The sequence below is a fragment of the Bacteroides faecalis genome, from assembly GCF_003865075.1.
In the GTDB taxonomy this organism is placed as follows: Bacteria; Bacteroidota; Bacteroidia; order Bacteroidales; family Bacteroidaceae; genus Bacteroides; species Bacteroides faecalis.
On record NZ_BHWB01000027.1, the window covers coordinates 1 to 25,983 of the forward strand.

Annotated in this window: 23 protein-coding genes and 2 pseudogenes; 10 read left to right on the plus strand and 15 right to left on the minus strand. The window is 38.5% G+C overall.

From position 1 onward, the window contains the following. The first annotated feature begins 395 nt into the window (after positions 1 to 395). The gene (locus EJF25_RS22715; RefSeq protein ID WP_125042946.1) at positions 396 to 1,400 is read left to right on the plus strand and encodes a class II fructose-bisphosphate aldolase; all 1,005 of its coding nucleotides are present in this window, start codon (positions 396 to 398) and stop codon (positions 1,398 to 1,400) included. An 88-nt stretch (positions 1,401 to 1,488) separates the two neighbouring features. On the opposite strand, the pseudogene EJF25_RS22720 reads toward EJF25_RS22715, so the two are convergent. The 7 genes and pseudogenes from EJF25_RS22720 to EJF25_RS22750 all read right to left on the minus strand — a co-directional run bounded on the left by EJF25_RS22720 (position 1,489) and on the right by EJF25_RS22750 (position 8,718). Continuing rightward, positions 1,489 to 2,731, minus strand: a pseudogene (locus tag EJF25_RS22720) (tetratricopeptide repeat protein). 259 nt (positions 2,732 to 2,990) lie between these two features. After that, positions 2,991 to 4,151 carry a sodium ion-translocating decarboxylase subunit beta gene (locus EJF25_RS22725; RefSeq protein WP_073349793.1) on the minus strand — a complete coding sequence of 387 codons (1,161 nt, stop codon included), beginning with the start codon at positions 4,149 to 4,151 and terminating at the stop codon, positions 2,991 to 2,993. A gap of 1 nt (position 4,152) precedes the next feature. Next, on the minus strand, positions 4,153 to 4,590 hold the full coding sequence (locus EJF25_RS22730; protein ID WP_125042948.1) for an acetyl-CoA carboxylase biotin carboxyl carrier protein: 438 nt from the start codon (positions 4,588 to 4,590) through the stop codon (positions 4,153 to 4,155). Between the two features lie 24 nt (positions 4,591 to 4,614). Further along, on the minus strand, positions 4,615 to 5,535 hold the full coding sequence (locus EJF25_RS22735; RefSeq protein ID WP_125042950.1) for an OadG family transporter subunit: 921 nt from the start codon (positions 5,533 to 5,535) through the stop codon (positions 4,615 to 4,617). Between the two features lie 21 nt (positions 5,536 to 5,556). Continuing rightward, entirely contained in the window at positions 5,557 to 7,110 is a 1,554-nt protein-coding gene (locus tag EJF25_RS22740; protein ID WP_125042952.1) for an acyl-CoA carboxylase subunit beta, read from the minus strand. Positions 7,111 to 7,139: 29 nt separating this feature from the next. Next, positions 7,140 to 7,544 carry a methylmalonyl-CoA epimerase gene (mce, locus tag EJF25_RS22745; RefSeq protein WP_125042954.1) on the minus strand — a complete coding sequence of 135 codons (405 nt, stop codon included), beginning with the start codon at positions 7,542 to 7,544 and terminating at the stop codon, positions 7,140 to 7,142. Between the two features lie 175 nt (positions 7,545 to 7,719). After that, positions 7,720 to 8,718 (minus strand): GNAT family N-acetyltransferase, encoded by a 999-nt coding sequence (locus EJF25_RS22750; protein ID WP_125042956.1) that lies wholly within the window; start codon positions 8,716 to 8,718, stop codon positions 7,720 to 7,722. Positions 8,719 to 8,843: 125 nt separating this feature from the next. On the opposite strand from EJF25_RS22750, the gene EJF25_RS22755 reads away from it, so the two are divergent. After that, positions 8,844 to 9,386, plus strand: coding sequence for a beta-class carbonic anhydrase (locus tag EJF25_RS22755; RefSeq protein ID WP_125042958.1), 543 nt, complete (start codon positions 8,844 to 8,846; stop codon positions 9,384 to 9,386). Positions 9,387 to 9,411: 25 nt separating this feature from the next. Here EJF25_RS22755 and EJF25_RS22760 read toward each other — a convergent pair whose 3' ends face one another. Further along, positions 9,412 to 9,591: a hypothetical protein gene (locus EJF25_RS22760; protein WP_125042960.1), complete on the minus strand. Its 180-nt coding sequence runs from the start codon at positions 9,589 to 9,591 to the stop codon at positions 9,412 to 9,414. A 184-nt stretch (positions 9,592 to 9,775) separates the two neighbouring features. Here EJF25_RS22760 and EJF25_RS22765 point away from each other — a divergent pair, with 184 nt between their 5' ends. The 5 genes from EJF25_RS22765 (at position 9,776) to EJF25_RS22785 (ending at position 12,617) form a co-directional block, all read left to right on the plus strand. Continuing rightward, complete coding sequence (locus tag EJF25_RS22765) at positions 9,776 to 10,312, plus strand: nitroreductase family protein (RefSeq protein WP_125042962.1); 537 nt, start codon at positions 9,776 to 9,778, stop codon at positions 10,310 to 10,312. 2 nt (positions 10,313 to 10,314) lie between these two features. Then, complete coding sequence (locus EJF25_RS22770) at positions 10,315 to 10,650, plus strand: hypothetical protein (RefSeq protein ID WP_125042964.1); 336 nt, start codon at positions 10,315 to 10,317, stop codon at positions 10,648 to 10,650. A gap of 15 nt (positions 10,651 to 10,665) precedes the next feature. Further along, positions 10,666 to 11,454 (plus strand): Rossmann-like and DUF2520 domain-containing protein, encoded by a 789-nt coding sequence (locus EJF25_RS22775; protein WP_125042966.1) that lies wholly within the window; start codon positions 10,666 to 10,668, stop codon positions 11,452 to 11,454. After that, positions 11,441 to 11,962 (plus strand): KdsC family phosphatase, encoded by a 522-nt coding sequence (locus tag EJF25_RS22780; RefSeq protein ID WP_125042968.1) that lies wholly within the window; start codon positions 11,441 to 11,443, stop codon positions 11,960 to 11,962. Before EJF25_RS22775 ends, EJF25_RS22780 begins: the two co-directional genes overlap by 14 nt. A 73-nt stretch (positions 11,963 to 12,035) precedes the next feature. Continuing rightward, the gene (locus EJF25_RS22785; protein ID WP_125042970.1) at positions 12,036 to 12,617 is read left to right on the plus strand and encodes a Maf-like protein; all 582 of its coding nucleotides are present in this window, start codon (positions 12,036 to 12,038) and stop codon (positions 12,615 to 12,617) included. A 214-nt stretch (positions 12,618 to 12,831) separates the two neighbouring features. Here EJF25_RS22785 and EJF25_RS22790 read toward each other — a convergent pair whose 3' ends face one another. From EJF25_RS22790 to EJF25_RS22820, 7 genes and pseudogenes are all read right to left on the minus strand, one after another. Further along, positions 12,832 to 15,039, minus strand: coding sequence for a tetratricopeptide repeat protein (locus EJF25_RS22790; protein ID WP_235016898.1), 2,208 nt, complete (start codon positions 15,037 to 15,039; stop codon positions 12,832 to 12,834). 85 nt (positions 15,040 to 15,124) lie between these two features. Continuing rightward, a pseudogene (locus EJF25_RS22795) lies at positions 15,125 to 15,262 on the minus strand (porin); the annotation flags it as partial. A 141-nt stretch (positions 15,263 to 15,403) separates the two neighbouring features. Next, positions 15,404 to 16,372 (minus strand): ABC transporter substrate-binding protein, encoded by a 969-nt coding sequence (locus tag EJF25_RS22800; RefSeq protein ID WP_125042972.1) that lies wholly within the window; start codon positions 16,370 to 16,372, stop codon positions 15,404 to 15,406. A 93-nt stretch (positions 16,373 to 16,465) separates the two neighbouring features. After that, positions 16,466 to 17,725, minus strand: coding sequence for a phosphoglycerate kinase (locus tag EJF25_RS22805; RefSeq protein WP_125042974.1), 1,260 nt, complete (start codon positions 17,723 to 17,725; stop codon positions 16,466 to 16,468). 93 nt (positions 17,726 to 17,818) lie between these two features. Then, the gene (gene nth / locus EJF25_RS22810; RefSeq protein WP_125042976.1) at positions 17,819 to 18,496 is read right to left on the minus strand and encodes an endonuclease III; all 678 of its coding nucleotides are present in this window, start codon (positions 18,494 to 18,496) and stop codon (positions 17,819 to 17,821) included. Further along, entirely contained in the window at positions 18,493 to 19,692 is a 1,200-nt protein-coding gene (locus tag EJF25_RS22815; protein WP_125042978.1) for an MFS transporter, read from the minus strand. The genes nth and EJF25_RS22815 overlap by 4 nt, the downstream gene beginning before the upstream one ends. A 144-nt stretch (positions 19,693 to 19,836) precedes the next feature. Further along, positions 19,837 to 20,856 (minus strand): phenylalanine--tRNA ligase subunit alpha, encoded by a 1,020-nt coding sequence (locus EJF25_RS22820; RefSeq protein ID WP_125042980.1) that lies wholly within the window; start codon positions 20,854 to 20,856, stop codon positions 19,837 to 19,839. A gap of 119 nt (positions 20,857 to 20,975) precedes the next feature. Between EJF25_RS22820 and EJF25_RS22825 the strand changes: the two genes are divergently transcribed. The 3 genes from EJF25_RS22825 (at position 20,976) to EJF25_RS22835 (ending at position 25,927) form a co-directional block, all read left to right on the plus strand. Continuing rightward, positions 20,976 to 22,016 carry an energy transducer TonB gene (locus EJF25_RS22825; protein WP_125042982.1) on the plus strand — a complete coding sequence of 347 codons (1,041 nt, stop codon included), beginning with the start codon at positions 20,976 to 20,978 and terminating at the stop codon, positions 22,014 to 22,016. Positions 22,017 to 22,084: 68 nt separating this feature from the next. After that, the gene (locus EJF25_RS22830) at positions 22,085 to 22,294 is read left to right on the plus strand and encodes a hypothetical protein (RefSeq protein ID WP_125042984.1); all 210 of its coding nucleotides are present in this window, start codon (positions 22,085 to 22,087) and stop codon (positions 22,292 to 22,294) included. Between the two features lie 177 nt (positions 22,295 to 22,471). Continuing rightward, on the plus strand, positions 22,472 to 25,927 hold the full coding sequence (locus tag EJF25_RS22835) for a glycoside hydrolase family 78 protein (protein WP_125042986.1): 3,456 nt from the start codon (positions 22,472 to 22,474) through the stop codon (positions 25,925 to 25,927). Positions 25,928 to 25,983: the final 56 nt, after the last annotated feature.

Genomic DNA, 25,983 nt, shown 5'->3' on the forward strand with positions numbered 1-25,983 from the left:
TTGCTACTTAAATTAGTCTTTTCTTTATTACTATGTTCTTTCTGTTTGCTTGCCTGTAATTAATTTCTTGTTTGCCTATTACTAATTCGTTCCATAGATATATCTATTAATGTTAGTATGTGAAAACACTATGTTTAGGATACTAAAAAAATGAATTTTACAATAATTTTCTTTAAGTATATCAATAACAAATTTGTTGCGATGGGAAATTTACCTTGAACGTATATTTGCAAGGTAGACATTACAATATTATGTCGGAAGTACTCTTTGCAAGGATTTAGTAGAGTGATTTGAACGTTTTTCGACTATATTTTCTTTTCTAGCGTTCGTTATTAACAGGATAATGTTTACTTTTGCGTAGAATTTTTATTCACTAACAATAAATTTTAAACAAAATGGTAAATTACAAAGACTTAGGCTTGGTAAACACAAGAGAAATGTTTGCTAAAGCTATCAAAGGCGGATATGCAATTCCGGCTTTCAACTTCAACAATATGGAACAGATGCAGGCTATCATTAAGGCTGCTGTTGAAACTAAGTCTCCGGTGATTCTTCAGGTATCTAAAGGTGCTCGTCAATATGCTAATGCTACTTTGTTGCGTTACATGGCTCAGGGTGCTGTAGAATACGCAAAAGAATTAGGTTGTGCTCATCCTGAAATCGTTCTTCACCTTGACCACGGAGATACTTTCGAAACTTGTAAGTCTTGTATCGACTCAGGTTTTTCTTCTGTAATGATCGACGGTTCTCATCTTCCTTACGAAGAAAATGTAGCTTTGACTAAGAAAGTTGTAGAATACGCACATCAGTTTGATGTAACTGTAGAAGGTGAACTTGGTGTATTGGCTGGTGTAGAAGACGAAGTTTCTGCTGAACATCACACATATACTGACCCGGAAGAAGTAATTGATTTCGCTACTCGTACAGGTTGCGATTCATTGGCTATCTCTATCGGTACTTCTCATGGTGCTTACAAATTTACTCCGGAACAATGTCATATCGATCCTGTTACAGGCGTTATGGTTCCTCCTCCATTGGCATTCGAGGTTTTGGATGCTGTTATGGAAAAACTTCCGGGATTCCCTATCGTTCTGCATGGTTCATCTTCTGTACCTCAGGAAGAGGTTGAAACAATCAACAAATTTGGTGGTAACTTGAAAGCTGCTATCGGTATTCCTGAAGAATGGTTGCGCAAAGCTGCTACTTCTGCAGTTTGCAAGATCAACATTGATTCAGACTCACGTTTGGCTATGACTGCTGCTATTCGTAAGACTTTCGCTGAAAAACCAGCTGAATTCGACCCACGTAAGTATCTTGGTCCGGCTCGTGACAATATGGAAAAACTGTACAAACACAAAATTATCAATGTGTTAGGTTCAGACAATAAATTGGCTAACTAATTAGCGAATCTTATCATAAAGAAAGGCTGCAATCTGTTGAAGGTTGCAGCCTTTTCTTATTTTTTTCCGGCAGATACAGGCTTTCCGTTCAGGAAAAATCTTCTATCTTTTGTTTGCTTTGAAGATCTTTCAACCAATTGGCAGCAGTATTATACTAACTGGCTTCTCTCAATATACGACTTTCCGCCTCATATTTTTCCGTTTGATTTTCTTTCTCATTCTTGGGGCGTGTTTTCAGGAATGCTTCCAAATACCGTTTGTATTCTTTTTATCTTTTAGATTATAAAAGTAAATATAGACTATTTCATATAATAATTTGTGGTTCTCCCTATCATATTTCTTATAACGTTCTTGAATGGATTCTATTTGTTTTTGGTACATTTGAGCCATCTTATAACAATCAGTCATTCCGATATAAAGACGTGACATTACGCTATCTCTGGGAATAGCTAGGTTAATTGCTTTTTCCAGAGATTCTACTCCTTGTTTTTTTCATGATGTTTAAGCATAGGTACCTCCCTGATAATAGAGGAGTCGATATTCTCTGGTTCTTGCTTAAGGGCTGTTCCTAAGGGCACATGGGCTTCATAATACTTATCGACTGCATAGTCATTGATTTCCTGGTAAAAACAAGTTTGGAAAGCATTATCTCCTTGATCGAAGAGACATTTATAACGCTGGATAGCGTTGGGATAATCTTTCTTTAAGCAATAAGCTAAAGCATTTAGACGATTGATAGCGATATTAGTAGAATCAATTTAGCGATATTTTTCTGTCACTTCAATGGCTTTATCATAAAAGAGTTGGTAACGCAGAGAATACTTAGTTTAGCTGCCGATAAATAGTCGGATGCATATTTTTCCTGAATCTTATAGTAGCAATCAATAGCTGGTAAGATTTGTTTCATTCCTTCAAAACACTGTGCCTGTAAGTGTAAGATGGTGGCGGAACTATCTGTTTCGATCATCAAATAGCTTTCTTTTAACGCTTCTTGATATTTCTCTAAAGATAAAAGTAAAGTAATGTATTGAATACGTGCATATTTGTTTTTAGGAGCTAAAGCAATTGCTTGTTCGTAGTATTTTAGTGCTTGATTGTTTTGCACTAGTTTTCGGCAAAAAACTGCGGCTTCGATAAATGCGCGTGTATTGGTCGTGTCTCTGGATATCACCTGTTTATATATAGGCAGTGAGGGCTTCTTTATTTAATCCTAGCCCTCGTAAAGCTTTTCCCTTTTGTAAGAGTAGCGGGACAGTCTGTTCTTTTTGCTCAATGAGAGAAAGTACTGTTTCATAATCATAGTTAGCCATTGCTTCCTGAATTTGCTCCATGTGCTGAGCCCTTAATAGGGTAGTGGAACAGAGGAATAAAAGAAGAAGGATTTGTTTCGTAAATGATTATTTTAGGTTGTTGTTTATGATAGTGCAAGTTACTAAAATAATTGTGTTTACGAAATGTCCGTAGGGTGGTTTGTATAAATTAACGTGATAAAAATATCAGAAGGAGATGATGTGAATATGTTGAGGTGTAATAAAAAAAGCCTCTTTCGATTTCGCGAGAGAGGCTTTTTTATAATGATAGATGATTTGTTTACATCAAGAATCCAAGTAAGATACCAGCAGCAACAGCTGAACCGATTACACCTGCTACGTTCGGCCCCATAGCGTGCATTAACAAATAGTTGGTAGAATCATATTCTAAACCTACTACTTGAGAGATGCGCGCAGAGTCGGGAACGGCAGATACGCCTGCGTTACCTATCAACGGGTTAATCTTGTTATCTTTCTTCAGGAATAAATTGAAGAATTTAACAAAAAGTACTCCCGAAGCAGTAGCAATGACAAATGACAATGCACCTAGAGCGAAAATCTTGATAGAATCCCAAGTCAAGAACTCTGATGCCTGTGTAGAAGCACCTACAGTCAGACCTAACAGAATTGTAATTGTATCAATCAACGGACCACTTGCTGTATTAGCAAGACGGCGAGTTACACCACTTTCTTTCAATAAGTTACCGAAGAATAACATACCTAACAAAGGTAAGCCGGAAGGAACTAGGAAGCAAGTTAGCAGCAAACCGATGATCGGGAAAATAACCTTTTCTGTATGAGAAACAGCACGTGGAGGTTTCATACGGATCAAACGTTCGTGTTTCGTGGTGAGCAGACGCATAATAGGCGGCTGTATCACCGGTACTAACGCCATATAAGAATACGCAGATACAGCAATCGCTCCCATTAAGTTAGGTGCTAGTTTAGACGAAAGGAAGATTGCCGTTGGACCGTCAGCCCCACCAATGATACCAATAGCACCAGCCTGCATCGGATCGAATCCCATTTCCAGTGCAATCATGTAAGCACCAAAAATACCAAACTGTGCAGCTGCACCGATTAACATCAATTTCGGGTTCGAAATCAGCGCCGAGAAATCAGTCATGGCACCAATACCCAAGAATATGAGTGGCGGATACCAACCAGATGTTACTCCCTGATATAATATATTCAACACAGAACCTTCTTCATAAATACCGACTTTCAAACCGGCTTCCATGTTGAAAGGTATATTACCGATTAAAATACCGAATCCGATAGGAATCAGTAACATCGGTTCAAACTCCTTAGCAACTGCCAGATAGATGAAAAACAAACCTATCACAATCATGGCGATATGTCCTATGGTAGCGTTCGCAAATCCCGTATAAGTCCAGAAGTCAGCTAAGTTGTTTCCTAAAAAGCTAATAAAATCTCCCATATCATTCAATAATTACGAGGTCATTACCTTCAAGAACTGAATCTCCCTTATTTACGTTGATAGCAGTAATTTTACCGTCTTTGTCAGCGTTGATATTGTTTTCCATTTTCATGGCTTCTAGGATGATAATAGTCTGTCCTTTCTTTACTGTGTCACCTACATTCACTTTAATATCGAGGATCACACCAGGAAGTGGAGATTTCACACCTGATTTGCCGCTGGAAGCTGCAGCAGGTTTTACTACTTGCGTAGTAGGAGTAGCGGGAGCAGTCGATACCGGACGTACAACTGGCTTCACTACAGTTTGCTTCACCGGTTGTTGCTCCATTTCTACTTTATAAGGAGTACCGTTCACTTCTACATGAGCGATATTATCTTCAATATCTCCAATCGTTACTTTATATAAGTTACCATTGATTTTATATTTATATTCTTTCATCGTTTTATCTTTTTATTGAGTGACTTACTTTTTGTTGGGAGTTTCACGCAGTGTATAAATCTTCGAACTCCATGGTGAATAGCTACGTTTCACACGAGTGATGGTCAGCACTGTTTCTTCTACATCGTGTACATCACTTTGCATTTCATGCAGAGCCATAGCAATAGCAGCATAAACATCGCCCGGAGCTTGTGTCAATTCTTTCGCTTCATGCTTATCGATACCTTTAGCCCTCATTGCATTACGTTTGCTCAGATTGACAGAGATTTTACCAACAATTTTGAAAGCGATATAAAGAAGAATTAAACCTGTAAATACAACGCTCATAGCAGAAATAGACATACCGATACCGACAGCATCATGCTCTTCGAATTTCTCCATTTTGGCATTACTGTTGATCGTTTTGTTGTTAGTGCTTGGAGTCACATATTTGTCAGGAGATCCACCTTTTACTTCCCATTGACCGGCAGCATCGCTGACACGTGCATACGATTCGTCAGCGGACAGAGTTCCTGCAGGAACCACAATTTGGTCAATTAACTTACGCCCTGAATCGAATAAACCAATCCAGTTGTCAGTCTGTGTATTTAATTTGAAGTTGGTGTGGAATGTTCCACGGTTAGGTTCGCCGTCTGCCCAGAATAAAGCGTGTTGGCGCGGTTTTACCAAGGTTAGTACGTCTCCTTTAGGGATAAAGTATGTTACAGTATCCCCGGGCTGATTGCTTACTTTGAGCAGCCAGCCGGCCAGATCGGCACTACCGTATGATCTGTTGAATATTTCAATCCATGCACTGTGTAATCCGTAGTCGTCCTGAAAGTTACTTTGGTTGTCGATCAGTACTTCATTCAATAGCAGTTTATTGTTTGATTTTTGTTCTTGGCAAGAGCACAAACCAATCAACATCAACAAGGAAAGGAATATTCCGATTTTGGTTTTATTCATAATCGTTTTTCTTTTTAATGTTTACAATGGAATGTTACCATGCTTCTTAGAAGGATTGGCTAATTTCTTAGTCTGTAACTGTTGCAAGGCACGGATGATACGGAAACGAGTATTACGCGGTTCGATAACATCATCGATATAGCCATACTTAGCTGCATTATAAGGATTAGCAAATAATTTAGTGTATTCTGCTTCTTTTTCCGCAAGGAATTGAGCCGGATTTTCTTGTTCTTTAGCTTCTCTTGCATAAAGTACTTCTACAGCACCAGCACCACCCATAACAGCGATTTCGGCTGTTGGCCATGCATAATTCATATCGCCACGAAGTTGTTTACAACTCATTACGATGTGAGAACCACCATATGATTTACGCAGAGTGACGGTTACTTTGGGAACAGTAGCTTCTCCGTAAGCATACAACAATTTTGCACCGTGCAGGATAACACCATTATATTCCTGTCCTGTTCCCGGAAGGAATCCCGGAACGTCTACTAATGATACGATAGGAATGTTGAATGCATCACAAAAACGCACGAAGCGCGCACCTTTACGGGAAGCGTTGCTGTCTAGTACACCTGCCAAGTATTTGGGCTGATTAGCAACAATACCAACAGATTGTCCGTTGAAACGTGCAAAACCGATGATGATATTTTTTGCGAAATCTTTCTGAACTTCAAGGAATTCACCATTATCGACAATAGCAGCGATAATTTCATACATATCGTATGGCTTATTCGGATTGTCAGGTATGATTTCGTTCAGTGAATCTTCCAGACGGTCAATTGGATCTGTACAATCGATATAAGGAGGTTCTTCCAAATTGTTTTGAGGGATATAACCTAGTAATTTGCGGATTAGAGCCAAACCTTCTTCTTCAGTAGAAGCTGTGAAATGAGTAACACCGGATTTAGTAGAGTGTACGCTTGCACCACCTAAATTTTCCTGGGATACATCTTCGCCTGTTACAGTCTTTACAACTTTCGGTCCGGTAAGGAACATATAAGAAGTACCTTCCATCATCAATGTGAAGTCAGTCAGTGCCGGAGAATAAACCGCACCACCTGCACAAGGACCAAAGATACCTGAGATTTGAGGAATCACACCGGAAGCAAGGATATTGCGTTGGAAAATTTCTGCGTAACCTGCTAATGCATTGATACCTTCCTGAATACGTGCACCACCTGAATCGTTAATACCGATACAAGGAGCACCCATCTTCATTGCCTGATCCATGATCTTACAGATCTTAAGAGACATGGTTTCTGACAATGAACCGGCCGAAACGGTAAAGTCTTGTGCGAAGATATATACCAGACGACCTTCGATTGTACCGCAGCCAGTTACTACACCGTCGCCGGGATAATGTTTTTTCTCCATGCCGAAGTTGGTACATCTATGTTCAACGAACATATCCATTTCTTCGAAGCTACCTTCGTCAAGCAACATAGCTATGCGTTCGCGTGCTGTGTATTTACCTTTTTCATGTTGTTTGGCAATTGCTTTTTCACCGCCTCCAATACGCGCTACGGCACGGCGTTCGATAAGCTCTTTAATTTTGTCAAGTTGATTACTCATGAGTTCTTGTAGTTTTTAGAGTTTATAGATTAGTGTTCGCAGAGTTCTGTTAATACTCCCAAAGTAGATTTCGGGTGAAGGAAAGCGATACTCAATCCTTCTGCACCTTTGCGGGGAGCTTTGTCGATTAAACGGATCTCTTTGCTTTCTGCTTCTGCCAAAGCATCAGCCACACCGTCTTCTACTGCGAATGCAATATGGTGCACACCCACTCCTTTATTCTCAATGAATTTAGCAATAGTACTTTCAGGGCAAGTTGGCTCCAATAACTCAATTTTTGTTTCACCTACTTTTAAGAAAGCTGTTCTTACTTTTTGGTCTTCTACTGTCTCGATGTTGTAACATTTCAAACCTAATACATTTTCGTAGTAAGGAAGGGCTTCTTCAATGCTTTTTACAGCAATGCCCAGATGCTCAATGTGTGAAATCTTCATAACGAATTTATTTTAAATTGGTTTTAAATCAGTTTTTGTATAGCATAAAACAAGCACAAAGAAAGACATTTCTTATCTAATAAAGAAATTTTTCAGCATTTAATTATTGGAGAATAAAAGATAAAAAGTGGTAAGAATGGAGGATGAAGGAGCTTTTGCAATCCTGAGATTGCATTTATACATAGAATTTGACCAGTAACTTATTGAGCCAATCCCAATTAACGCGAAACCAACGACGTGTACTACTTTGTTTACCCCCAAAACGGAGTACAAAATCACGATAACCATGCTTGCGGAATGGTAGTCCCACATCCATAAATTCCATGTGGCTGATGCCACGTTCGTGTGCATCTTCTAATGCTTTCCATACGGCTAATATACCTGGGTATTGTAACGCATAAGTTTTTCGCATTCCTCCCGAAAACCAGAGATAAGCATTATCTTCGGAGTAGATACAAACAGCTCCTCCAATGATTTTCTCTTTATATTTGACAATGAATATTTTTCCTTGTTTTCCTTTGATTAGCAGGTTGTGCATGTGACTGAAAAAGTCCTTATTAGGAAAATAGCGGCGTATACGGGATGAATATATTTTATGCAGCATGTGTGAAAATTCCTTTATTTCTTCTACGGTGTGTGCCTCTTTCACTATTGCTCCGTTATGAAGTCCTTTTTTTACTTGGCGAATGCGGGATGGGCTAAATCTATCTTCTACTTTTTTCATGCTGTGAAGAGAATTGCGGACACGCAACCAATTGACCGGAAAATATCCGTTACTTCGGAAAAAACGATAGCCGAACATCGAATTTTCCAGGTTTCTAAATTCGATGAGAAGACAAGTACGAGAAGCCTCCTGAGTCAGATGTTCAAGAATCTCTCCAAAGATTTCTTCTTCCTTTTCTTTGTTGAGATGCGAAGGCTCAAATAACAGTTCGCCTGATCCATATACAACACATTGTTTGGTGAGTGAGGAGGGAAGCCACTTCCGGGTTTTACGAATGGCAGCCAATAAGCGTGCCACTGGTTTATCGTCTTCTGTTGCTACAATTAGGAGAGGTATATACCCTGGAGTCGCTTCATAAATCAGAAACAACTCTTTTGAATGAAATGTGTTTTTTCCCGGTAAATCGGGAATATCCTTTCCACGATAATATGTAGTTAATTTAAGTGGCATAAGTACAAATTTACACTTTTTATTTGTCTTTCAACAAAAAGAGGAATATTTTTGTTGAAAATGTAATAACTGAAAAAGAAATTTATCTTTGTATGTCTACTAACCTTTAAACACTGATTAAAATTATGATTGAAGAAATGCTAGCCTACAATAAACAGTTTGTAGAGAATGAAGGATATAAAGAGTATATAACCAATAAATATCCCGATAAAAAGATAGCGATTCTTTCTTGTATGGATACTCGGTTGACTGCGTTACTTCCAGCTGCATTGGGTATAAAGAATGGAGATGTGAAAATGATTAAGAATGCTGGGGGTGTCATTTCTCATCCCTTTGGCAGTGTCATTCGTAGTTTGTTGGTAGCAATTTATGAGCTGGGAGTCGAAGAAGTTATGGTAATTGCTCATTCCGATTGTGGCGCTTGTCATATGCATAGTGAGGAAATGATTGAGAAGATGGAAGCTCGTGGAGTCAATGCCGATTACATTGATATGATGCGTTTTTGTGGGGTAGATTTTCATTCTTGGTTGGATGGTTTTGAAGATACGGAAAAGTCAGTGCGTGGTACGGTAGATTTTATAGTCCGTCATCCTTTGATTCCTTCAGATGTAAAAGTGCATGGATTTATCATTGACTCTACTACCGGGGAATTATCGAGAATCATTTAATTCCTATTAGATCATTAAAGGCATTTTAATAAAATAAATAAGGCAGCTTATTATTAGCTGCCTTTATCTTTTTGCGGTTGTATACTTTCTTTGACTGGTGCACTCTCTTATGACAGATAGGGTGACCGTACATCTCTATTTCAGCCTCCCGGCTGGCTTTGCGATTCGCTTTAATGTAATCGTCTTGTGTAATTCGTTTTTTCATGATTCATTTCTCTTTTCTTGATGCAAAGATACAATTAATTCTTCATTTTACAGAGGTATTCCCAGCCTTTTCATAGAGTGGGTAGTACTTTGATAATGGAAAATGAAAAACAAACTTTTATTTCTTATTACGCTCGGTTTACACTATCTTTGCATACATTAATCATATGAAACCACAAAATAATATGGAAAATTTCAGTGAATTGATAAAGAACCGTCGCAGTATGCGTAAGTTTACTGATGAAGAACTCACTCAGGATCAGGTAGTAACTTTGATGAAGGCAGCATTGATGGCGCCCACATCCAAGCGTAGTAATAGTTGGCAGTTTGTTGTAGTAGATGATAAAGAGATATTGAAAGAATTGTCACATTGTAAAGAACAAGCTTCTGCTTTTATAGCCGATGCAGCTTTGGCGATTGTCGTGACAGCGGATCCATTGGCGAGCGATGTTTGGATTGAGGATGCTGCTATTGCTTCTGTTATGATTCAACTACAGGCTGAAGATTTGGGATTGGGTAGTTGTTGGGTACAGGTTCGTGAACGTTTTACAGCAACTGGAATGCCATCTGACGAATTTGTTCATGGAGTATTGGATATTCCTTTGCAACTTCAGGTTCTTTCTGTGATAGCCATCGGTTATAAAGGGATGGAACGGAAACCTTTCAATGAAGAGCATTTACAATGGGAAAAAATTCATATCAATAAGTTTGGGGGAAAATAAAGATGGCTACTGCAAAAGCAAATAATCATAAGGATACTTATAAGGCTACTGCCGTTTCTCTGATAGTCATTGGATTACTTTATTTGATTGATAAGCTAATTCATTTTGCTTCTATCGGGTTACCTTGGGTGATGAATAAAGACAATCTACTGTTGTATGCTTCTATTTGTTTTCTGATTTTTAAACGGGACAAGTCGGTAGGATGTGTATTACTAGCACTTTGGCTGGTTATGAATATCGGATTAGTGATGTCATTGCTTGGTTCGTTGTCGGGTTATTTGTTGCCGCTTGCATTACTATTAGTAGGAGGTATTTTATTGTTAGTTGCAAGTCGATAATATGGAGAAATGAAGATGAAAAGAAGTGTTGAAGATACTCCAATAGTATTTATCGGTGCCGGAAATTTGGCTACTAATCTGGCAAAAGCGCTTTATCGAAAAGGATTTCGTATTGTGCAGGTTTATAGTCGTACGGAAGAGTCTGCATGTACCTTAGCACGAGAGATAGAAGCTGAATTTACTACGGATTTGCAGGAAATATCGAAAGAGGCACGCTTATATATAGTCTCGTTAAAGGATGCTGCTTTCGTGGAGTTACTGCCTCAGATTTCGGAAGGAAAGGGGAAAGCTTTATTAGTACATACTGCCGGAAGTGTTCCTATGACTATTTGGGAAGGTTATGCAGAGCGGTATGGAGTTTTTTATCCTATGCAGACGTTCAGTAAGCAGCGAGAAGTAAATTTTGAAGAGGTACCTTTCTTTGTAGAAGCGAATAGTCAGGAAGATGCCGAGTTATTGAAAGCCATTGCCGGAACTCTCTCTGAAAAGGTATATGAAGTAACATCTGAACAGCGAAAGAGTTTACATCTGGCAGCTGTCTTTACATGTAATTTCACAAATCATATGTATGCTTTGGCAGCCGAATTACTTGATAAGTATCATTTGCCTTTTGAAGTCATGTTGCCTTTAATTGATGAAACGGCGCGTAAAGTACACGAGTTGGCTCCGCATGATGCACAAACGGGACCTGCGGTGCGTTATGACGAAAATGTGATTAATCATCATCTTACAATGCTGGAAGATACTCCGAAGTTGCAAGAAATCTATAAATTAATTAGTAAAAGTATTCATGAGCACCATTAATTATGATTTATCCCGTATCAAAGCATTGGCTTTTGATGTAGACGGTGTATTGAGTTCAACTACTGTTCCGTTGCATCCTTCGGGAGAGCCGATGCGTACAGTGAATATAAAAGATGGTTATGCTTTACAACTGGCTGTGAAGAAGGGAATTTATATTGCTATAATAACCGGTGGGCGGACAGAAGCAGTACGTATTCGTTTTGAAGCATTGGGAGTGAAGGATTTATATATGGGTTCGTCTGTGAAGATTCACGATTATCGTGTTTTCCGTGATAAATACGGTTTATCCGATGATGAGATTTTGTACATGGGGGATGATGTTCCCGACATAGAAGTGATGCGTGAATGCGGATTACCATGTTGTCCGAAAGATGCTGTGCCGGAGGTGAAAGCTGTTGCAAAATATATATCTTATGCCGATGGTGGTCGTGGTTGTGGACGTGATGTGATAGAACAAGTGCTGAAAGCACATGGCAAATGGATGGCGCAAGATGCCTTCGGTTGGTAAGAATAGAATATAAGATCAGTTTACGGTTAATAGAAATTTTATCTATAGTTATATTATTAATATTGAGATTGCTATGCTTGATAACTTGAAGAAATATGATATTATATTGGCCTCTAATTCTCCCCGCCGAAAAGAATTGATGTCGGGTTTAGGTGTTGATTATGTGGTGAGAACATTACCTGATGTAGACGAATCATATCCTGATACATTAGTTGGAGGGGAAATTCCCGAATACATCTCGAGAGAAAAGGCTGATGCTTACCGATCCTTGATGAAGCCAAAAGAATTATTGATTACAGCAGATACGATCGTCTGGCTGAATGGAAAAGTTCTTGGAAAACCGAGTGGGCGAGCGGGGGCTATTGAAATGTTACGTGATCTTTCGGGAAAACTCCACCAGGTTTTTACAGGGGTCTGTTTGACTACAATAGATTGGCAGAAAAGTTTTACGGTTGTTTCTGATGTACAGTTTGACGATTTATCAGACAAAGAGATTGAATATTATGTAGACCGTTATCTACCAATGGATAAAGCGGGAGCATACGGGGTACAGGAATGGATTGGATATATAGGGGTTAAATCTATCTCTGGTAGTTTTTATAATATTATGGGACTTCCCATACAGAAATTATATGTAGAGTTGAAGAAACTGTAATATAGTATAGTTACAATGGAAATCAAATCTTCGGGGTAATACGGACTTTGATGATTTATTCGTGGCATTTGTTCAGACTTTTACTGGTTATAATGATTTGGGAGTTTAAAAGATCATATACACTCATAATAATAGCTCAGAATTAATTAAATGTCTGAGCTATTACTAGTTAGGTTCTCAACTTACTATTTCGATGGTTCGTTATCTATGATGATTATAATAAATCCAGCATCAAAGGTATATCTTCTTCTCGAATACCTTGTTTGAGAAGAGCTCCTTCGTCTTTGTGAAACATTTCCAGAAATTGTTCCCTACTATCACTTATAGTTATTGCTTTTCCGTAAAAGACGGCAGCTTTCTGAATGTCTCCCATTACCCAGGCAACGTGTCCGGCATTCATGAAGTCAATAGCCAATGGCATATGGTCTATAATTTTTTCGTAGTATTTTATAGCTTGTTCATATTTCAATCCAATAAATGAACACCAGCCAATACCACGCCATGCTCTGATACTGTTATTTTCCATGAAATCCAATTTAAAGAAATAGTTTAATGCCTCTTCATTTAGTCCAAGTTCGGAGAGGCAGCTACCAATATAGAACGTTACATTAGTATCATTCGGAGCTACTTCTTCTACCTTTTTATAATAGGTTAGTGCTGCTTGATAATTTCGGTTCAGGCGATAGCAAGTCGCCAGATGACGATTGGTCCAAATGTTATCTGGTTTTAATGTATCCGCTTTTAGATAAGCATCGATCGCAGCTGCATATTTTCTTTGCTTTTGAAAAGCAAATCCAAGTTTCTGATAGCATTCCGCAGCATTCTTGTCTAAAGCTTCAATAGATTCTAGTTCTTCATAAATCTCAATTGCTTCATTCCAGCGTTCTTTTTTTATGTAGAAGTCTGCAATCGGAAATAATATTTCGTCCCAATAAAGTACATTGTCGAGTGCGGGAATATGGTGCAGATCAAGTTTTTCTTTAAATATATCCCTGAACTCATGACGACGTACGCTGAGTTTAAAAAAACGATATAAGTCATGCAAATATTGGTTGCTGACAGTTCCCGGTCTTTCGAAGAACTTTTTCAGTGTATCTGCATTCGACTTGTCTGTTAATTCTGCCACCTGCTGCTCATTAAGCTGGCTTAACATCATGTCTTGCTGTGACTTGGGCAACTGTTGGATAGTAAAGAAGAGCGAATATTTATCACTATTGCTAAAAAATCCCGATTGAAGCAGTATATCTAACAAGCTATTTTTTTCGTTTGTTTTTGATTTCAACATATTATGTACGTCGGATTGTTGTTTAGTGAAAGGATAAAACCAATTATGTACTTCCCGGAAAAACGGATAACTTTTTAGACCGGCAAACGTACTCATATATACATCAGCACCTTCCAACTGCAATTCGTTCATTTCACGCAGCTTGTCACCTAAGCCGGATTTTTCAATAGCTTCTTCCCAATCCGGATTCTTGTCATTGTTTTCTTCTTCATTTTCTTCAATGCCAAAACGTGTATCTCGCATGGACGAAGCATTTTTCAACATTTCGGGAATAATCTCTTCTCTCATTTTTTTATCTATCTTCTCCGTTTCCTGGCAAAGCAACATTTGCTGGTAGATACGAGCGACATCTCTTTGGAAGAAAGGATCTTCCGCGATGAGATCTACTCTTTTGAGTAATTCAGTATAGAGGTTAAGACGATTCCTGTGAATATGGAAGATAATAACAAGACTCACCAGTGCTCGTTGTCTCACATTGATATTTGGATGTGAGTATGCATCCAGTAGCCACATGATTTTACGTAAATCGAAACATTCCATCAGACTAAGCATGATTGCGCTGATAAATAAGCACAAATCATCGATCAATAGTTGTTCCGAAGCAAGCATGGCTTTTGCATCCTCTTCTTCTTGTGAATTCCATGAACTGTTTGTCCAGCCTTCCAGGAAAAGAAATTTGAGGGTGTCTTCATGACGTTTCATAACTTCAAGTGTTTTTGCCTCGGATAGAAGTCCGCTTACTGCCAGATCGTCATTGAATGATTCCAATATATGTAACAGCTTTTTGAGATCATAAGCTGCCAGTCCATCCGTACGGGGAGTCCGGCGTACCTCATGATAATATCTTGAAGAAGAATTATCTAACATCAGCAAGCGTGACTGATCGGCAATACTCCACGTATCCGCTAGAAGTTTACGATATACATTCCAACGTTCAGGGTCATTGACCCCCTGGCGCATATAGTCTAGCATATATTTGTAAGAAGTCTGAAGTTGTTCCAGCTGTGTCCGTAAATTCCAATTGGGACATTGCCAGAGTAAAGACTCTAACTGCATTAATGCTTCTTTGAGTCTTTGACCTTCAAGAAGGGTACGTATATATGCGTATTGTTCATTAATTGTTTTTTCGTTCATCATTGTTCAACTATTTATTTCAGTATATGAATAAATACTGTTTATTCTATAACAAAAAGGATGCCAAAAAGGATATGAAAGAAAGTCTCTAAAATCTGACTTGTATTTGTTTCAGATTGGAGTTTTTAAGTCCATTTTCTTTTTTGTCGCAGAATGTATATTGTGTCTGCAAACGACATTTGGGATAAAACCAATATTGTAGCCCCGCAATATAATTATTTTGTTTCTGCAAGATGATTCGTTCTTTCAAAGTATTGACGACCTGGCTGATCGTTTTGTTTTCCTGAGCGATAAGGGTACTATGCATACTTAGTATACTTAGTACGATGATTGGGAATCGAAGAATTGTCTTTTGCATACGTCGTTATTATTGCATTGTGGTTAGTTGGGAGTGAATATATGTTGTGTCTATTAGATTATTTTCTTCATATGATTTAGGTATGCGATGATTAGCTTTTAACCAATTTACGGCTTTCTCTATTGCTTCCGGTGAGGGTTGTGTCGCTTTTTTGTAAGCAGGAAGTGCGATTAATCCGGTTAGATTTTCTGGGACACCTATTTCTACTAACACTTGTTCCCATTCTTTTTGTGGATGAGTCTTGATATAGCCTACACCGAGGTTGTAACCTGTAATAAGTAATTCGATTTCTCTTCTTTTTTCATTCAGGGCTTTTAGGGAAAAAGCGGTGACAGTAAAGTCAATATCTAATTCCCGGGTGCTAACTAAAGAACAGTGTCCATTATCCATCGCAACAGAAGCAGCGGGATCGGGTAGAAAGGAAGCGTCTAGCTGATTAAAGTCTAACATTTGTAAACGCAGAGGAATTTGCCCTATTTCCGGTTTGTTTATTTCTGAAGATTTTATTCCTGCTTTATCTAATAATAAATCGGTTGCATATTCAATAATTGTATTCCGCGATACAGCGATATTTTTTTCTTTAAGTTGTTTTAATTGGTTGATATTACTTTCTTTAGAAACGATAAAGCAAAAATAACTGTCGTTTTTCTGAATCAGTCTTAGATTGGTGTGATGGTTGGCTTGCAATATTACAGCACTCGAATAATCAGTAATGATACCGTCTACCTGATGAGTCTGAAATGCAGCATCCCGATCGTTGGCAGAATAAAAAGGAAAGATCGTTAATTTTAATCCTAACGAGTCGTAGATACCTTGTTTTTGAGCGATGTAGTAAGGTAATCCTTCTAAAGTTGGCATCACTCCTAATGTGATCGGTTGTAATTCGGATGGAGGCAGAAAAGAACTTTCTCCTTTTTTTCTCTGGCAAGAAGAAAGGAAAGAAAGTAAGATACAGAACACGAGTATCAGCTTTTTCATACCTTAATATGTATAATGAAGGGCAATTCTTTTCACAAAGAACTGCCCTTTAATCTATATTTTAGATTTTAACACTATTTCCACTAATTGGACTTATTCTTTGATAGCAGCAATACCCGGAAGAACTTTTCCTTCGATTGCTTCGAGCAATGCTCCGCCACCAGTAGAAACATAAGATACGCCGTCAGCCAAACCGAACTTGTTTACACAAGCTACTGAGTCGCCACCACCTACAAGTGAGAATGCACCGTTCTTAGTTGCTTCAACGATCGCTTCACCTACTGTACGTGAACCGTGAGTAAAGTTATCGAATTCGAAAACACCCGTAGGACCGTTCCAAAGAATAGTCTTAGATTGTTTGATAACGTTAGCGAAGATTTCTTCAGTCTTAGGACCAATATCAAGACCTTCCCATCCGTCAGGAATTTCATTAACAGGACAGAACTGAGTATTAGCGTCGTTAGAGAAAGCGTCAGCGATCTTAGCATCTACAGCCAATACTAGATTTACACCTTTTTCTTTAGCTTTCTTTACCAGTTCCAAAGCGAGGTCAAGTTTGTCATCTTCACAAATAGAGATACCGATCTTACCACCCATTGCTTTAGTAAATGTATAAGTCATACCACCTGCAATGATCAGATTGTCTACCTTGTTCAACAGGTTTTCGATAATTTCGATTTTAGAAGAAACTTTAGAACCACCCATGATAGCTGTGAACGGACGTTTGATGTCATTCAATACCTTATCAACGGCTTTCACTTCTTTTTCCATCAGGTAACCGAACATCTTATCATCTGCATCGAAGTATTTAGCGATCAGCGCTGTAGAAGCATGAGCACGATGAGCAGTACCAAATGCGTCGTTTACATAACAATCAGCATAAGAAGCCAGTTTCTTTGTAAATTCTTTCTGACTTTCTTTTACAACTTTTTTAGCAGCAGCTTTTTCTTCATCTGTTGCATCTTCTGCCAAACCTCTTGGCTTGCCTTCTTCCTCAGCATAGAAACGGAGGTTTTCGAGAAGCAGAACTTCGCCCGGTTGTAATGCAGCAGCCTTAACAGCAGCTTCTTCGCCCATACAGTCATTAGCGAACTGAACTTCAACGCCCAGTAATTCTGACAGATGTTTGATGATATGTTTTAAAGAGAATTTATCGGCAACGCCTTTCGGACGGCCTAAGTGAGAACCGATGATAATACTACCGCCGTCTGCCAGAATCTTCTTTAAAGTAGGAAGAGCTGCACGCATACGAGTGTCATCTGTAATGTTGAAGTTTTCGTCCAGAGGTACATTGAAGTCCACGCGAACAAATGCCTTTTTACCGGCAAAATTGAATTTGTCAATTGTCTGCATAATACTCTATTTTATTTAAAAAGTGTTTAAGTTCATCATTTTTTTGATTGACCGCAAAGTTACTATTTATTTCCGTTCCTTACTATTAAATCGTTATTTATTCTTGGCTTTTGGTGCCTCTTTTGCAACTTTATAGGTGTTACAGAAATATTTGCACATCATTTGTAAACCGCAGGTGTCACATTTAGGAGTTCGTGCCTGACAAACGTAACGACCGTGAAGGATAAGCCAATGATGAGCTTTTGCTACTAAACTTTCCGGGATATTCTTCATTAATTCTTTTTCAACACTGAACGGAGTTTTACAACTATCGGATACCAGTCCAATCCGATGACTGACACGGAATACATGTGTATCTACTGCCATTGCCGCTTTGTTGAATACAACCGATTGAATAACATTTGCCGTCTTTCTTCCTACTCCGGGCAATTTTATCAGATCTTCCATATTATCAGGTACTTCACTGTTGAAGTCCTTTACTAGCATTTTCGCCATGCCAACTAGATGTTTGGCTTTATTGTTCGGATAAGAAACGCTTCGGATATATTCGAAAACCACTTCCGGTGTACTTTCGGCAAGTATCTCCGGAGTTGGGAAATCTTTGTATAGTGGTGGGGTAATTATATTCACCCGTTTATCTGTGCATTGTGCAGAGAGGATTACTGCAATAAGTAACTCATAGGGATTATTGTAATGTAGTTCCGTTTCGGCTACCGGCATATTTTCCTGAAACCAGGCAATTACCTTTTCATAACGTTCTGTTTTTCTCATCTTAGTTTATTTTTATGGTAGTGAGGTGTTACTTTTAAATTGAAGTAAATAGCAGATACTACGGTCAGGCAAGCTCCGAAAAGATATGCCTTGTCGAAAGTGCTGATTTCGGCAATATAACCTCCTGTCAGCATTCCGATACCAATGCCTACATCCCAAGATGTAAGGTAAGTGGAAGTTGCTGTTCCACGCTGGTTGTTAGGGGCCAGATTTACAAATAATGTATTGAAAGCTGGAAACATGATTCCGAATCCGATACCAAGTAATAAGGCGATTCCGAAAAAGATAATCATACAGGCATTATCATTCCAATGAACCAGATACACACAGGAAGCAAGTAGAAAAAAACTGAATACAACGAGGTAGAGTCCTGCTGTAATTACTTGTGTAATCTTTCCCCGATCAACTATTTTTCCTGAAAATATTCGTGAAATTGCCATTCCAATTGCCATAAAGGTGAAGAAAAAACCGGTTTGAGTATTGAGGCCAATCTGGCGGGCATACATGGCAACATAATTGGTTGTCATTCCATAAGGGATGGAAAGCAATAATAAGCTAAATCCGGCAGGTAATCCTTTTAATAAAATAAAACGGTCTAAAGAAATCGGTTCGCGTTTAACAGGAGGCTTATAAGGTGTCTTTACCAGATTCGCAGCCAGAAGTCCTAAAATACAGGAACCAAGTGAATAACAGAAAATTGTATCAAAAGTTATTCCAGCATCATGAAGAAATAGCCCGAACATCGGGCCGATAGACATAGCTATATTATTGGTAAGTCCATAATATCCTAATCCTTCTCCTCTGCGTGAGGATGGCATAATATCAATGACAACTGTATTTCCACCTACTGTTACCATTCCGAAAGAAACACCATGAATGATTCGGACTATAATAAATAAGGTAAGGCTGCCGGCAATCAGATATCCTGCAAACATCAGCATAAAAATGAAGTATGCAAATAGATAAAGAGGTTTACGGGCAAATGTGTCAAGTAGATAACCGGAAAATGGGCGAATACAAAGTGCTGCTACCGTATAGCAAGAGAGCACCATGCCTATAGTAGAATTACTCGCTTGAAAAAACTCAGACAAGTAGAACGGCAAAACAGGAATCAGCAACCAGAATCCAAAGTAGAGTAAGAAATTGGCTGCCAAGATGAAACAGTAACTGGATGTAATGAGTCTATCTTTTGCCATAAATGAATAGTATATTCAGCAGCCTTGTTAGGATGCGTATCTTTTCTGAGATAAATTTACCCAGGACAAAGTCCTGGGTCATTATCATTAGTTAGGTTTTTCCCGAATAAATTCTGTTAGCGGATTATAGACCGCTTTGGATTTTTAATATGCTGCTTCGAATTCTTTTAAGAAGCGTGTATCATTTTCAGAGAACATTCGGAGGTCTTTTACCTGATATTTCAGGTTAGTGATACGTTCAATACCCATACCGAGAGCATAACCACTGTATATTTTGCTATCGATTCCGTTAGCATCCAGTACGTTAGGATCTACCATACCGCAACCTAGGATTTCCACCCAACCGGTATGTTTGCAGAACGGACAACCTTTACCACCGCAAATGTTACAACTGATATCCATTTCGGCACTAGGCTCAGTGAACGGGAAATAAGATGGACGCAAACGAATCTTTGTATCTGCCCCGAACATTTCTTTGGCGAAGAGCAACAATACTTGTTTCAGATCAGTAAATGATACTTCTTTATCTACATACAAAGCTTCTACCTGGTGGAAAAAACAGTGTGCACGATAGCTGATTGCTTCGTTACGATATACACGTCCCGGACAGATGATACGGATAGGGGGCTGAGAAGCTTCCATCACGCGAGTCTGTACAGACGAAGTGTGAGTACGCAGTAAAATATCCGGGTGAGATTCAATAAAGAAAGTGTCTTGCATATCACGCGCAGGGTGGTCTTCTGCAAAATTCAGTGCAGAGAACACATGCCAGTCATCTTCAATTTCCGGACCTTCGGCAATACTGAATCCTAAACGGGCGAAAATATCGATAATCTCATTTTTTACAATAGAAAGCGGGTGACGGGTACCGAGTTCCATGGGGTAAGCCGAACGTGTCAAATCTACTCCGTCGCAACCGTTGTCCTGATTCTCGAACTGTTCTTTTAGCGCATTGATTTTGTCCTGCGCCATAGTTTTTAATTCATTCAATTTCATGCCGACTACTTTTTTCTGTTCGGCAGCTACGTTACGGAAATCAGCCATTAAATTATTAATGGCACCCTTCTTACTGAGATATTTAATGCGGAGAGCTTCAAGTTCTTCGGCATTAGAGGCATGCATTGCTTCCACCTCTTTCAGAAGTTGTTCAATCTTAGCTATCATATTTTTGATGTATTGTTATTCAGTTTCTTGGTAAAAACCGTGCAAAGATACAATTTTATCATTAACCTTCGAAATATTTTGTATCTTTGTTGCCGACTTACACCGAAAACCGACAATATATGAAAAAGATTGTTATATTTCTTCTTTTTTTATTTTTTTCTTTTCATCTCCCGGCCCAGACTGATTACTTGGAACCGGTAAAACCTTTAGATACCTATCCGGGCGAACTAGGAGAATATTACCGGAACGTATTTTCTTTGTTAAACACAGGTTTTCAGCAACAACCTTATGCTCGATTTACAGTTATTCCTTCTTTTTCACCTGAATATGCTATGTCGGTTGAAAAGAAAAATGGACGTTATTGTCTGATTTCAAATACATTGTCACGTACTTACTGGCAAGCGGAGAAAGGAACAGTAAAAGTGGAAAAGAAATCAGTTTTTATCAGTCAGTCTTTGTATTTGTCTTTAGGAATCATTTTTCGATTGGTGACTAGTCAGATTCAAGATTTGGATGGCTCTACTGCAGGTTTGGATGGTATTGTTTATTATTTTACTTCGGTAGATAATAAAGGTAATGTTTTAAGCGGGCGGAAGTGGTCACCGGAAAAAGGATCTTTGATGGAACGTCTTGTGTTGGTTTGTCAATCAGCCTATTTATTAACTATAGGTGAGAGTATTTCTGAAGATGCATTAGCGAATGAAGCAGATGTTTTGTTGAAAGAATTGCAGAAACGTACAAAAGAACAACCGAATGCTCATAAACGTCCGATATATGTTGGTATTTATGAAGTAGGTCCTCAACTTGTGACCAATTCCGGTAAATTGGTAGGAGTGACTCCTAAGTTTTCTTCCGGCACCCCGGAAGAATATGTAGAAGCTGAAATGATCTATCCGGAAAGTTTATTGGCAAAGAATATAGAAGGCTATGTACTTTGTGAATTTACTATTGATAAAACGGGAGTTGTCCTTCGCCCTCATATCTTAAAGTCCACCCATTCCGGATTTGCGGAAGAGGTATTGCGCATTGTTAAAGGAATGCCGAATTGGATACCGGCAACGACTGAAAATAAAGCGGTGGAAACAAATTATACCCTTTATGTCCCGTTCCGTGTTCAGGCTTATCGGGAGCATTTGCAGAAAAAACTCTCCCAAAAATGATTAAAAAAGGGAACTTTTCTCCTTGTTTTATTGTAGTAATACGGTAAACCATTAAAAGTAAAAACATTATGGATGATATGATTAATAGAAACGACTCGATTGCCGAAGAAAATATCGAGCCGAACGGACGTCCCGCATCCAATCAGTTTGGAGAATGGAGTGAAGAAGTTTCCAGCCGTGCGGATAATGTATATAAAGATAAAAAACATCTTACGAAGAAAGAACGTGAAAAACGTTTGAAAGAAATGGACGAAGTAGTAAAGGAAGATTTGGAATAAATCTTTAAATTTGGGTATGATATTTATGGTTCGAAATAGGTTATTTTTTTATTAAATGAGTAAAGAAATTATCTATTAGAGAATAATAAATATCATATTTTTTATGTAAAGACAAAATAACTATTACTTTTGCATTTGTTTTAGTATTAAAATAAGCACGATCTAATACTTGAAAAGATGATACGTACTACATTGCTATTTTTGTCTATTTTCCTTTTATTACCTTTAAATGCTTCAGTGAATAATTTACAGGTAGAGTATTTAACGAATCCTATTGGCTTGGATGTGAAGACACCTAGGTTTAGCTGGCAACTCCAATCTGATCAAAGAGGTGTTAAACAGTTAGCTTATCAAATAACGGTCTTCAGAGATAAAGACTTTATAAGTGAAGTGTGGAATTCCGGGAAAGTGAAATCTGATAAATCAGTTCATATTGATTATGCAGGGCAGGCATTAGCCCCCTCAACTCGTTATTATTGGAAAGTAACTGTTTGGAATAATAAAACAGGTGAAGAGTCCTCTTCTGAAAAAGCGTTTTTTGAGACTGGATTGTTGGATGAAGGATGGTCGGATGCAAAATGGATTAAGGCCACGAACATAAATAAAAACTCGGAAATAAATCCTGGGAATCAGCAAATAGAAAAAGCTTGGATGTCGTTGGATGTTGATGTAACAGTAACCTCAGGCAATGCGTCTGTGCTTTTTGGCGTTCAGAATACTGCAAATTTATTTATGTGGTCTATCAATACATTGGACAATGAAAAGGAGCCGTTGATTAGAAGACATGTTTACGAACATGGCAGATTACAATCAAGCGATACACCTATTGGGAAATATTTTTCAAAAGAGGATTTGTTGAACAAGGAATGCCATTTGAGAATTGATGCAAGAGATGGTGTTATCAAGACATTTATCAATCATGTGTTGGTAGATACATATCTGGATAAGGCTGGCAAATTGAAGAATGGTGCTGTTGGTTTTCGTGCTTATAAAGGAAATGACAATGAAACGGCAGTTTATGATAATGTAGTTCTTACAGAATATGTGAAGAAAGGGGATAAAATACTATCAAAAGTGGTGTTGGATGAAGATTTTGAGAAAGGAACTTCTACTTTTGATGGGGGAGAGGTAATAGCTATAGATGGAAATCATAAATTGAATATCTTTTCTACTTCCGGTGATTTTAAAGTATTACAACCTATGGCGGAAGGTATTCCGATGTTTCGCAAAGATTTTAAATTACGGAAAAGAATTGCTTCGGCTCGTATTTATAGTTCAGCATTGGGAGTATATGATCTGTTTATTAATGGTCAGCGGGTCGGTACTCCACAAGAAGATGGTAGTATGCTTTATGATGAACTGAAACCGGAATGGACAGATTATAGAAAAACCGTTCATTATCAAACTTATGACGTGACTTCGCTGCTTCATAAAGGTTTGAATGCTGTTGGAGCGCAGGTAAGCTCAGGCTGGTTTGCGGGAGATGTGAATCATGGAGAATATGGTATTCATGATTTAGGATTTATTGCTAAAATGGTTATTAATTATACTGATGGAAGTTCGGAAACTATTGTAACAGATACTTCATGGTTGTCTTCTACTTCCGGTCCTATATGGTTAGGAGATATTTATCATGGGGAGACTTATGATGCACGTCGTGAAACTGCATGGACGAAACCGGGATATAATACATCCAAGTGGAATAAGACTGCTGTGAATACCTACTTCAAAGGGCAGATTATAGGATTTGCCGGTCCTACTGTTCAGGTTCGTCCGGAAATGAAACGTATGCCGGTAAGTATAACTACATATCAGGGTGAAACAAATGGTAAAATCAATGTTCTGAATGTGACGGACGGACCAACTGTCATTCATTTGAAAAAAGGGGAGACGGCTGTTTATAATTTGGGGCAGAATATGGTTGGCTGGGTCTATTTTAAAGTTAAAGGTAGTTCCGGAACAAAAATGAAGATTCGTTTTGCGGAGATATTGAATGATACCGGTGATAAATCACGTGGTGATGATGGACCTGCCGGAAGTGTTTATACTGCTAACCTCCGCTCGGCAAAAGCGACTTTGAAATATATTTTGAAAGGCAGTAAAGAAGGCGAATCGTTTCATCCTTCTATGACATTTTTTGGTTTTCAATATTGTGAAGTAACGGCCGATGAAGATATAGAACTTCTTTCTTTGGAAGGTCAGGTTATTGGTTCAGCCACCGAAGAAGGTTCATCTTTTGCTACTAGTAGTTCTCTTGTTAACCAGCTTTATAGTAATGTGTTGTGGGGACAGCGTGGAAACTATCTAAGTATTCCGACAGACTGTCCGCAGAGAGACGAACGCTTGGGATGGACGGGAGATACGCAAGTTTTCTGCCGGGCGGCTTCTTATAATGCAAACGTTTCTGCATTTTTTGAAAAATGGATGGGAGATATGCGTGATAGCCAGTCGCCTGATGGGGCTTATCCAAGTGTGGCTCCCCACTGTTGGGGAGTACCTCATGGTCAGTCTGCCTGGTCTGATGCAGGAATCATTGTACCGTGGACGATGTATTTGGTCTATGGAAATAAGGGTATTCTAAAAGATAATTATGATTCCATGGAGAAATATATGGAATTTCTATCCCGTCAAAAAGCCGATGGATTCGATTATAACGGTGCGGGAGTAAGTTTTGGTGATTGGTTGGCATATGAAGGTACTGAAAACCGTTATATTAGCGTATGTTATTACGCTTATGTTACACAGTTGATGACAAAGATTTCTTCTGCTTTAAGCAGGCAGGGTGGAGATAAATATGATTTGAAAGCTCGGGAATACAAAGCACTGGCACAAAAAATCAAAGAAGAATTTCAGAAACGTTATGTAGATGTTCAGGGAGATTTGAAACAGAAGAGTCAAACAGCTTATTTGCTGGCTTTAAAATTAGATTTGTTCCCAACAGAAGAATCTATGAAGCGAGGGCTGGATACACTTGTTAATAAAATAACAGCCAATGATAACCGTTTGAGTACAGGGTTTGTAGGAACAGCTACCTTAAATCAAACATTGAGTCAATATGGGGCCACAGGAATTGCTTATAATTTATTACTGCAAAGAAAAAATCCTTCCTGGCTTTACAGCATAGATCAGGGAGCAACGACTATTTGGGAACGTTGGGATTCTTATACGAAAGAGAAAGGTTTTAATACCGTTACCATGAACTCGTTCAATCATTATTCTTATGGTGCTGTTCTCGAATGGATGTATAGTGTAATGGCGGGTATTGACGTGGATGAAGCTTCCCCTGGGTTCAAACATATTATATTGAGACCGGAACCGGATAACCGTACCACAGTACCTGGTGGACAGGAAAGAATTAACTGGGTAGATGCCTCTTTTCATTCAAGTTATGGAGATATTAAAAGTGCATGGAAAAAGGAGAATGACGGTACAATAGTTTATAAAGTAACAATTCCTGCAAATACTACTGCGACACTTCATCTGCAATTGCCCACACTTGATTATGTAGTAGAGGAAGATGGACATGCTGCGGTGAAGTCCGAAGGTGTTTCTTCTGTAACATTTATGAAAGGACAAGCTGTATTAGAATTACAGTCCGGTAGCTACGTATTTGTAGTTAAAAATGGAAAGTAGTCAAAGCAGATGATAAGAGAAAAAGCATTGATAATCAATTTATTTTTTGATTATCA

What these genes read in the sequence shown, in the direction of transcription:
- EJF25_RS22715 (WP_125042946.1), top strand. Translation starts at nt 396, where the DNA reads ATGGTAAATTACAAAGACTTAGGCTTGGTAAACACAAGAGAAATGTTT.
- EJF25_RS22725 (WP_073349793.1), bottom strand. Translation starts at nt 4,151, where the DNA reads ATGGGAGATTTTATTAGCTTTTTAGGAAACAACTTAGCTGACTTCTGG.
- EJF25_RS22730 (WP_125042948.1), bottom strand. Translation starts at nt 4,590, where the DNA reads ATGAAAGAATATAAATATAAAATCAATGGTAACTTATATAAAGTAACG.
- EJF25_RS22735 (WP_125042950.1), bottom strand. Translation starts at nt 5,535, where the DNA reads ATGAATAAAACCAAAATCGGAATATTCCTTTCCTTGTTGATGTTGATT.
- EJF25_RS22740 (WP_125042952.1), bottom strand. Translation starts at nt 7,110, where the DNA reads ATGAGTAATCAACTTGACAAAATTAAAGAGCTTATCGAACGCCGTGCC.
- mce (WP_125042954.1), bottom strand. Translation starts at nt 7,544, where the DNA reads ATGAAGATTTCACACATTGAGCATCTGGGCATTGCTGTAAAAAGCATT.
- EJF25_RS22750 (WP_125042956.1), bottom strand. Translation starts at nt 8,718, where the DNA reads ATGCCACTTAAATTAACTACATATTATCGTGGAAAGGATATTCCCGAT.
- EJF25_RS22755 (WP_125042958.1), top strand. Translation starts at nt 8,844, where the DNA reads ATGATTGAAGAAATGCTAGCCTACAATAAACAGTTTGTAGAGAATGAA.
- EJF25_RS22760 (WP_125042960.1), bottom strand. Translation starts at nt 9,591, where the DNA reads ATGAAAAAACGAATTACACAAGACGATTACATTAAAGCGAATCGCAAA.
- EJF25_RS22765 (WP_125042962.1), top strand. Translation starts at nt 9,776, where the DNA reads ATGGAAAATTTCAGTGAATTGATAAAGAACCGTCGCAGTATGCGTAAG.
- EJF25_RS22770 (WP_125042964.1), top strand. Translation starts at nt 10,315, where the DNA reads ATGGCTACTGCAAAAGCAAATAATCATAAGGATACTTATAAGGCTACT.
- EJF25_RS22775 (WP_125042966.1), top strand. Translation starts at nt 10,666, where the DNA reads ATGAAAAGAAGTGTTGAAGATACTCCAATAGTATTTATCGGTGCCGGA.
- EJF25_RS22780 (WP_125042968.1), top strand. Translation starts at nt 11,441, where the DNA reads ATGAGCACCATTAATTATGATTTATCCCGTATCAAAGCATTGGCTTTT.
- EJF25_RS22785 (WP_125042970.1), top strand. Translation starts at nt 12,036, where the DNA reads ATGCTTGATAACTTGAAGAAATATGATATTATATTGGCCTCTAATTCT.
- EJF25_RS22790 (WP_235016898.1), bottom strand. Translation starts at nt 15,039, where the DNA reads ATGATGAACGAAAAAACAATTAATGAACAATACGCATATATACGTACC.
- EJF25_RS22800 (WP_125042972.1), bottom strand. Translation starts at nt 16,372, where the DNA reads ATGAAAAAGCTGATACTCGTGTTCTGTATCTTACTTTCTTTCCTTTCT.
- EJF25_RS22805 (WP_125042974.1), bottom strand. Translation starts at nt 17,725, where the DNA reads ATGCAGACAATTGACAAATTCAATTTTGCCGGTAAAAAGGCATTTGTT.
- nth (WP_125042976.1), bottom strand. Translation starts at nt 18,496, where the DNA reads ATGAGAAAAACAGAACGTTATGAAAAGGTAATTGCCTGGTTTCAGGAA.
- EJF25_RS22815 (WP_125042978.1), bottom strand. Translation starts at nt 19,692, where the DNA reads ATGGCAAAAGATAGACTCATTACATCCAGTTACTGTTTCATCTTGGCA.
- EJF25_RS22820 (WP_125042980.1), bottom strand. Translation starts at nt 20,856, where the DNA reads ATGATAGCTAAGATTGAACAACTTCTGAAAGAGGTGGAAGCAATGCAT.
- EJF25_RS22825 (WP_125042982.1), top strand. Translation starts at nt 20,976, where the DNA reads ATGAAAAAGATTGTTATATTTCTTCTTTTTTTATTTTTTTCTTTTCAT.
- EJF25_RS22830 (WP_125042984.1), top strand. Translation starts at nt 22,085, where the DNA reads ATGGATGATATGATTAATAGAAACGACTCGATTGCCGAAGAAAATATC.
- EJF25_RS22835 (WP_125042986.1), top strand. Translation starts at nt 22,472, where the DNA reads ATGATACGTACTACATTGCTATTTTTGTCTATTTTCCTTTTATTACCT.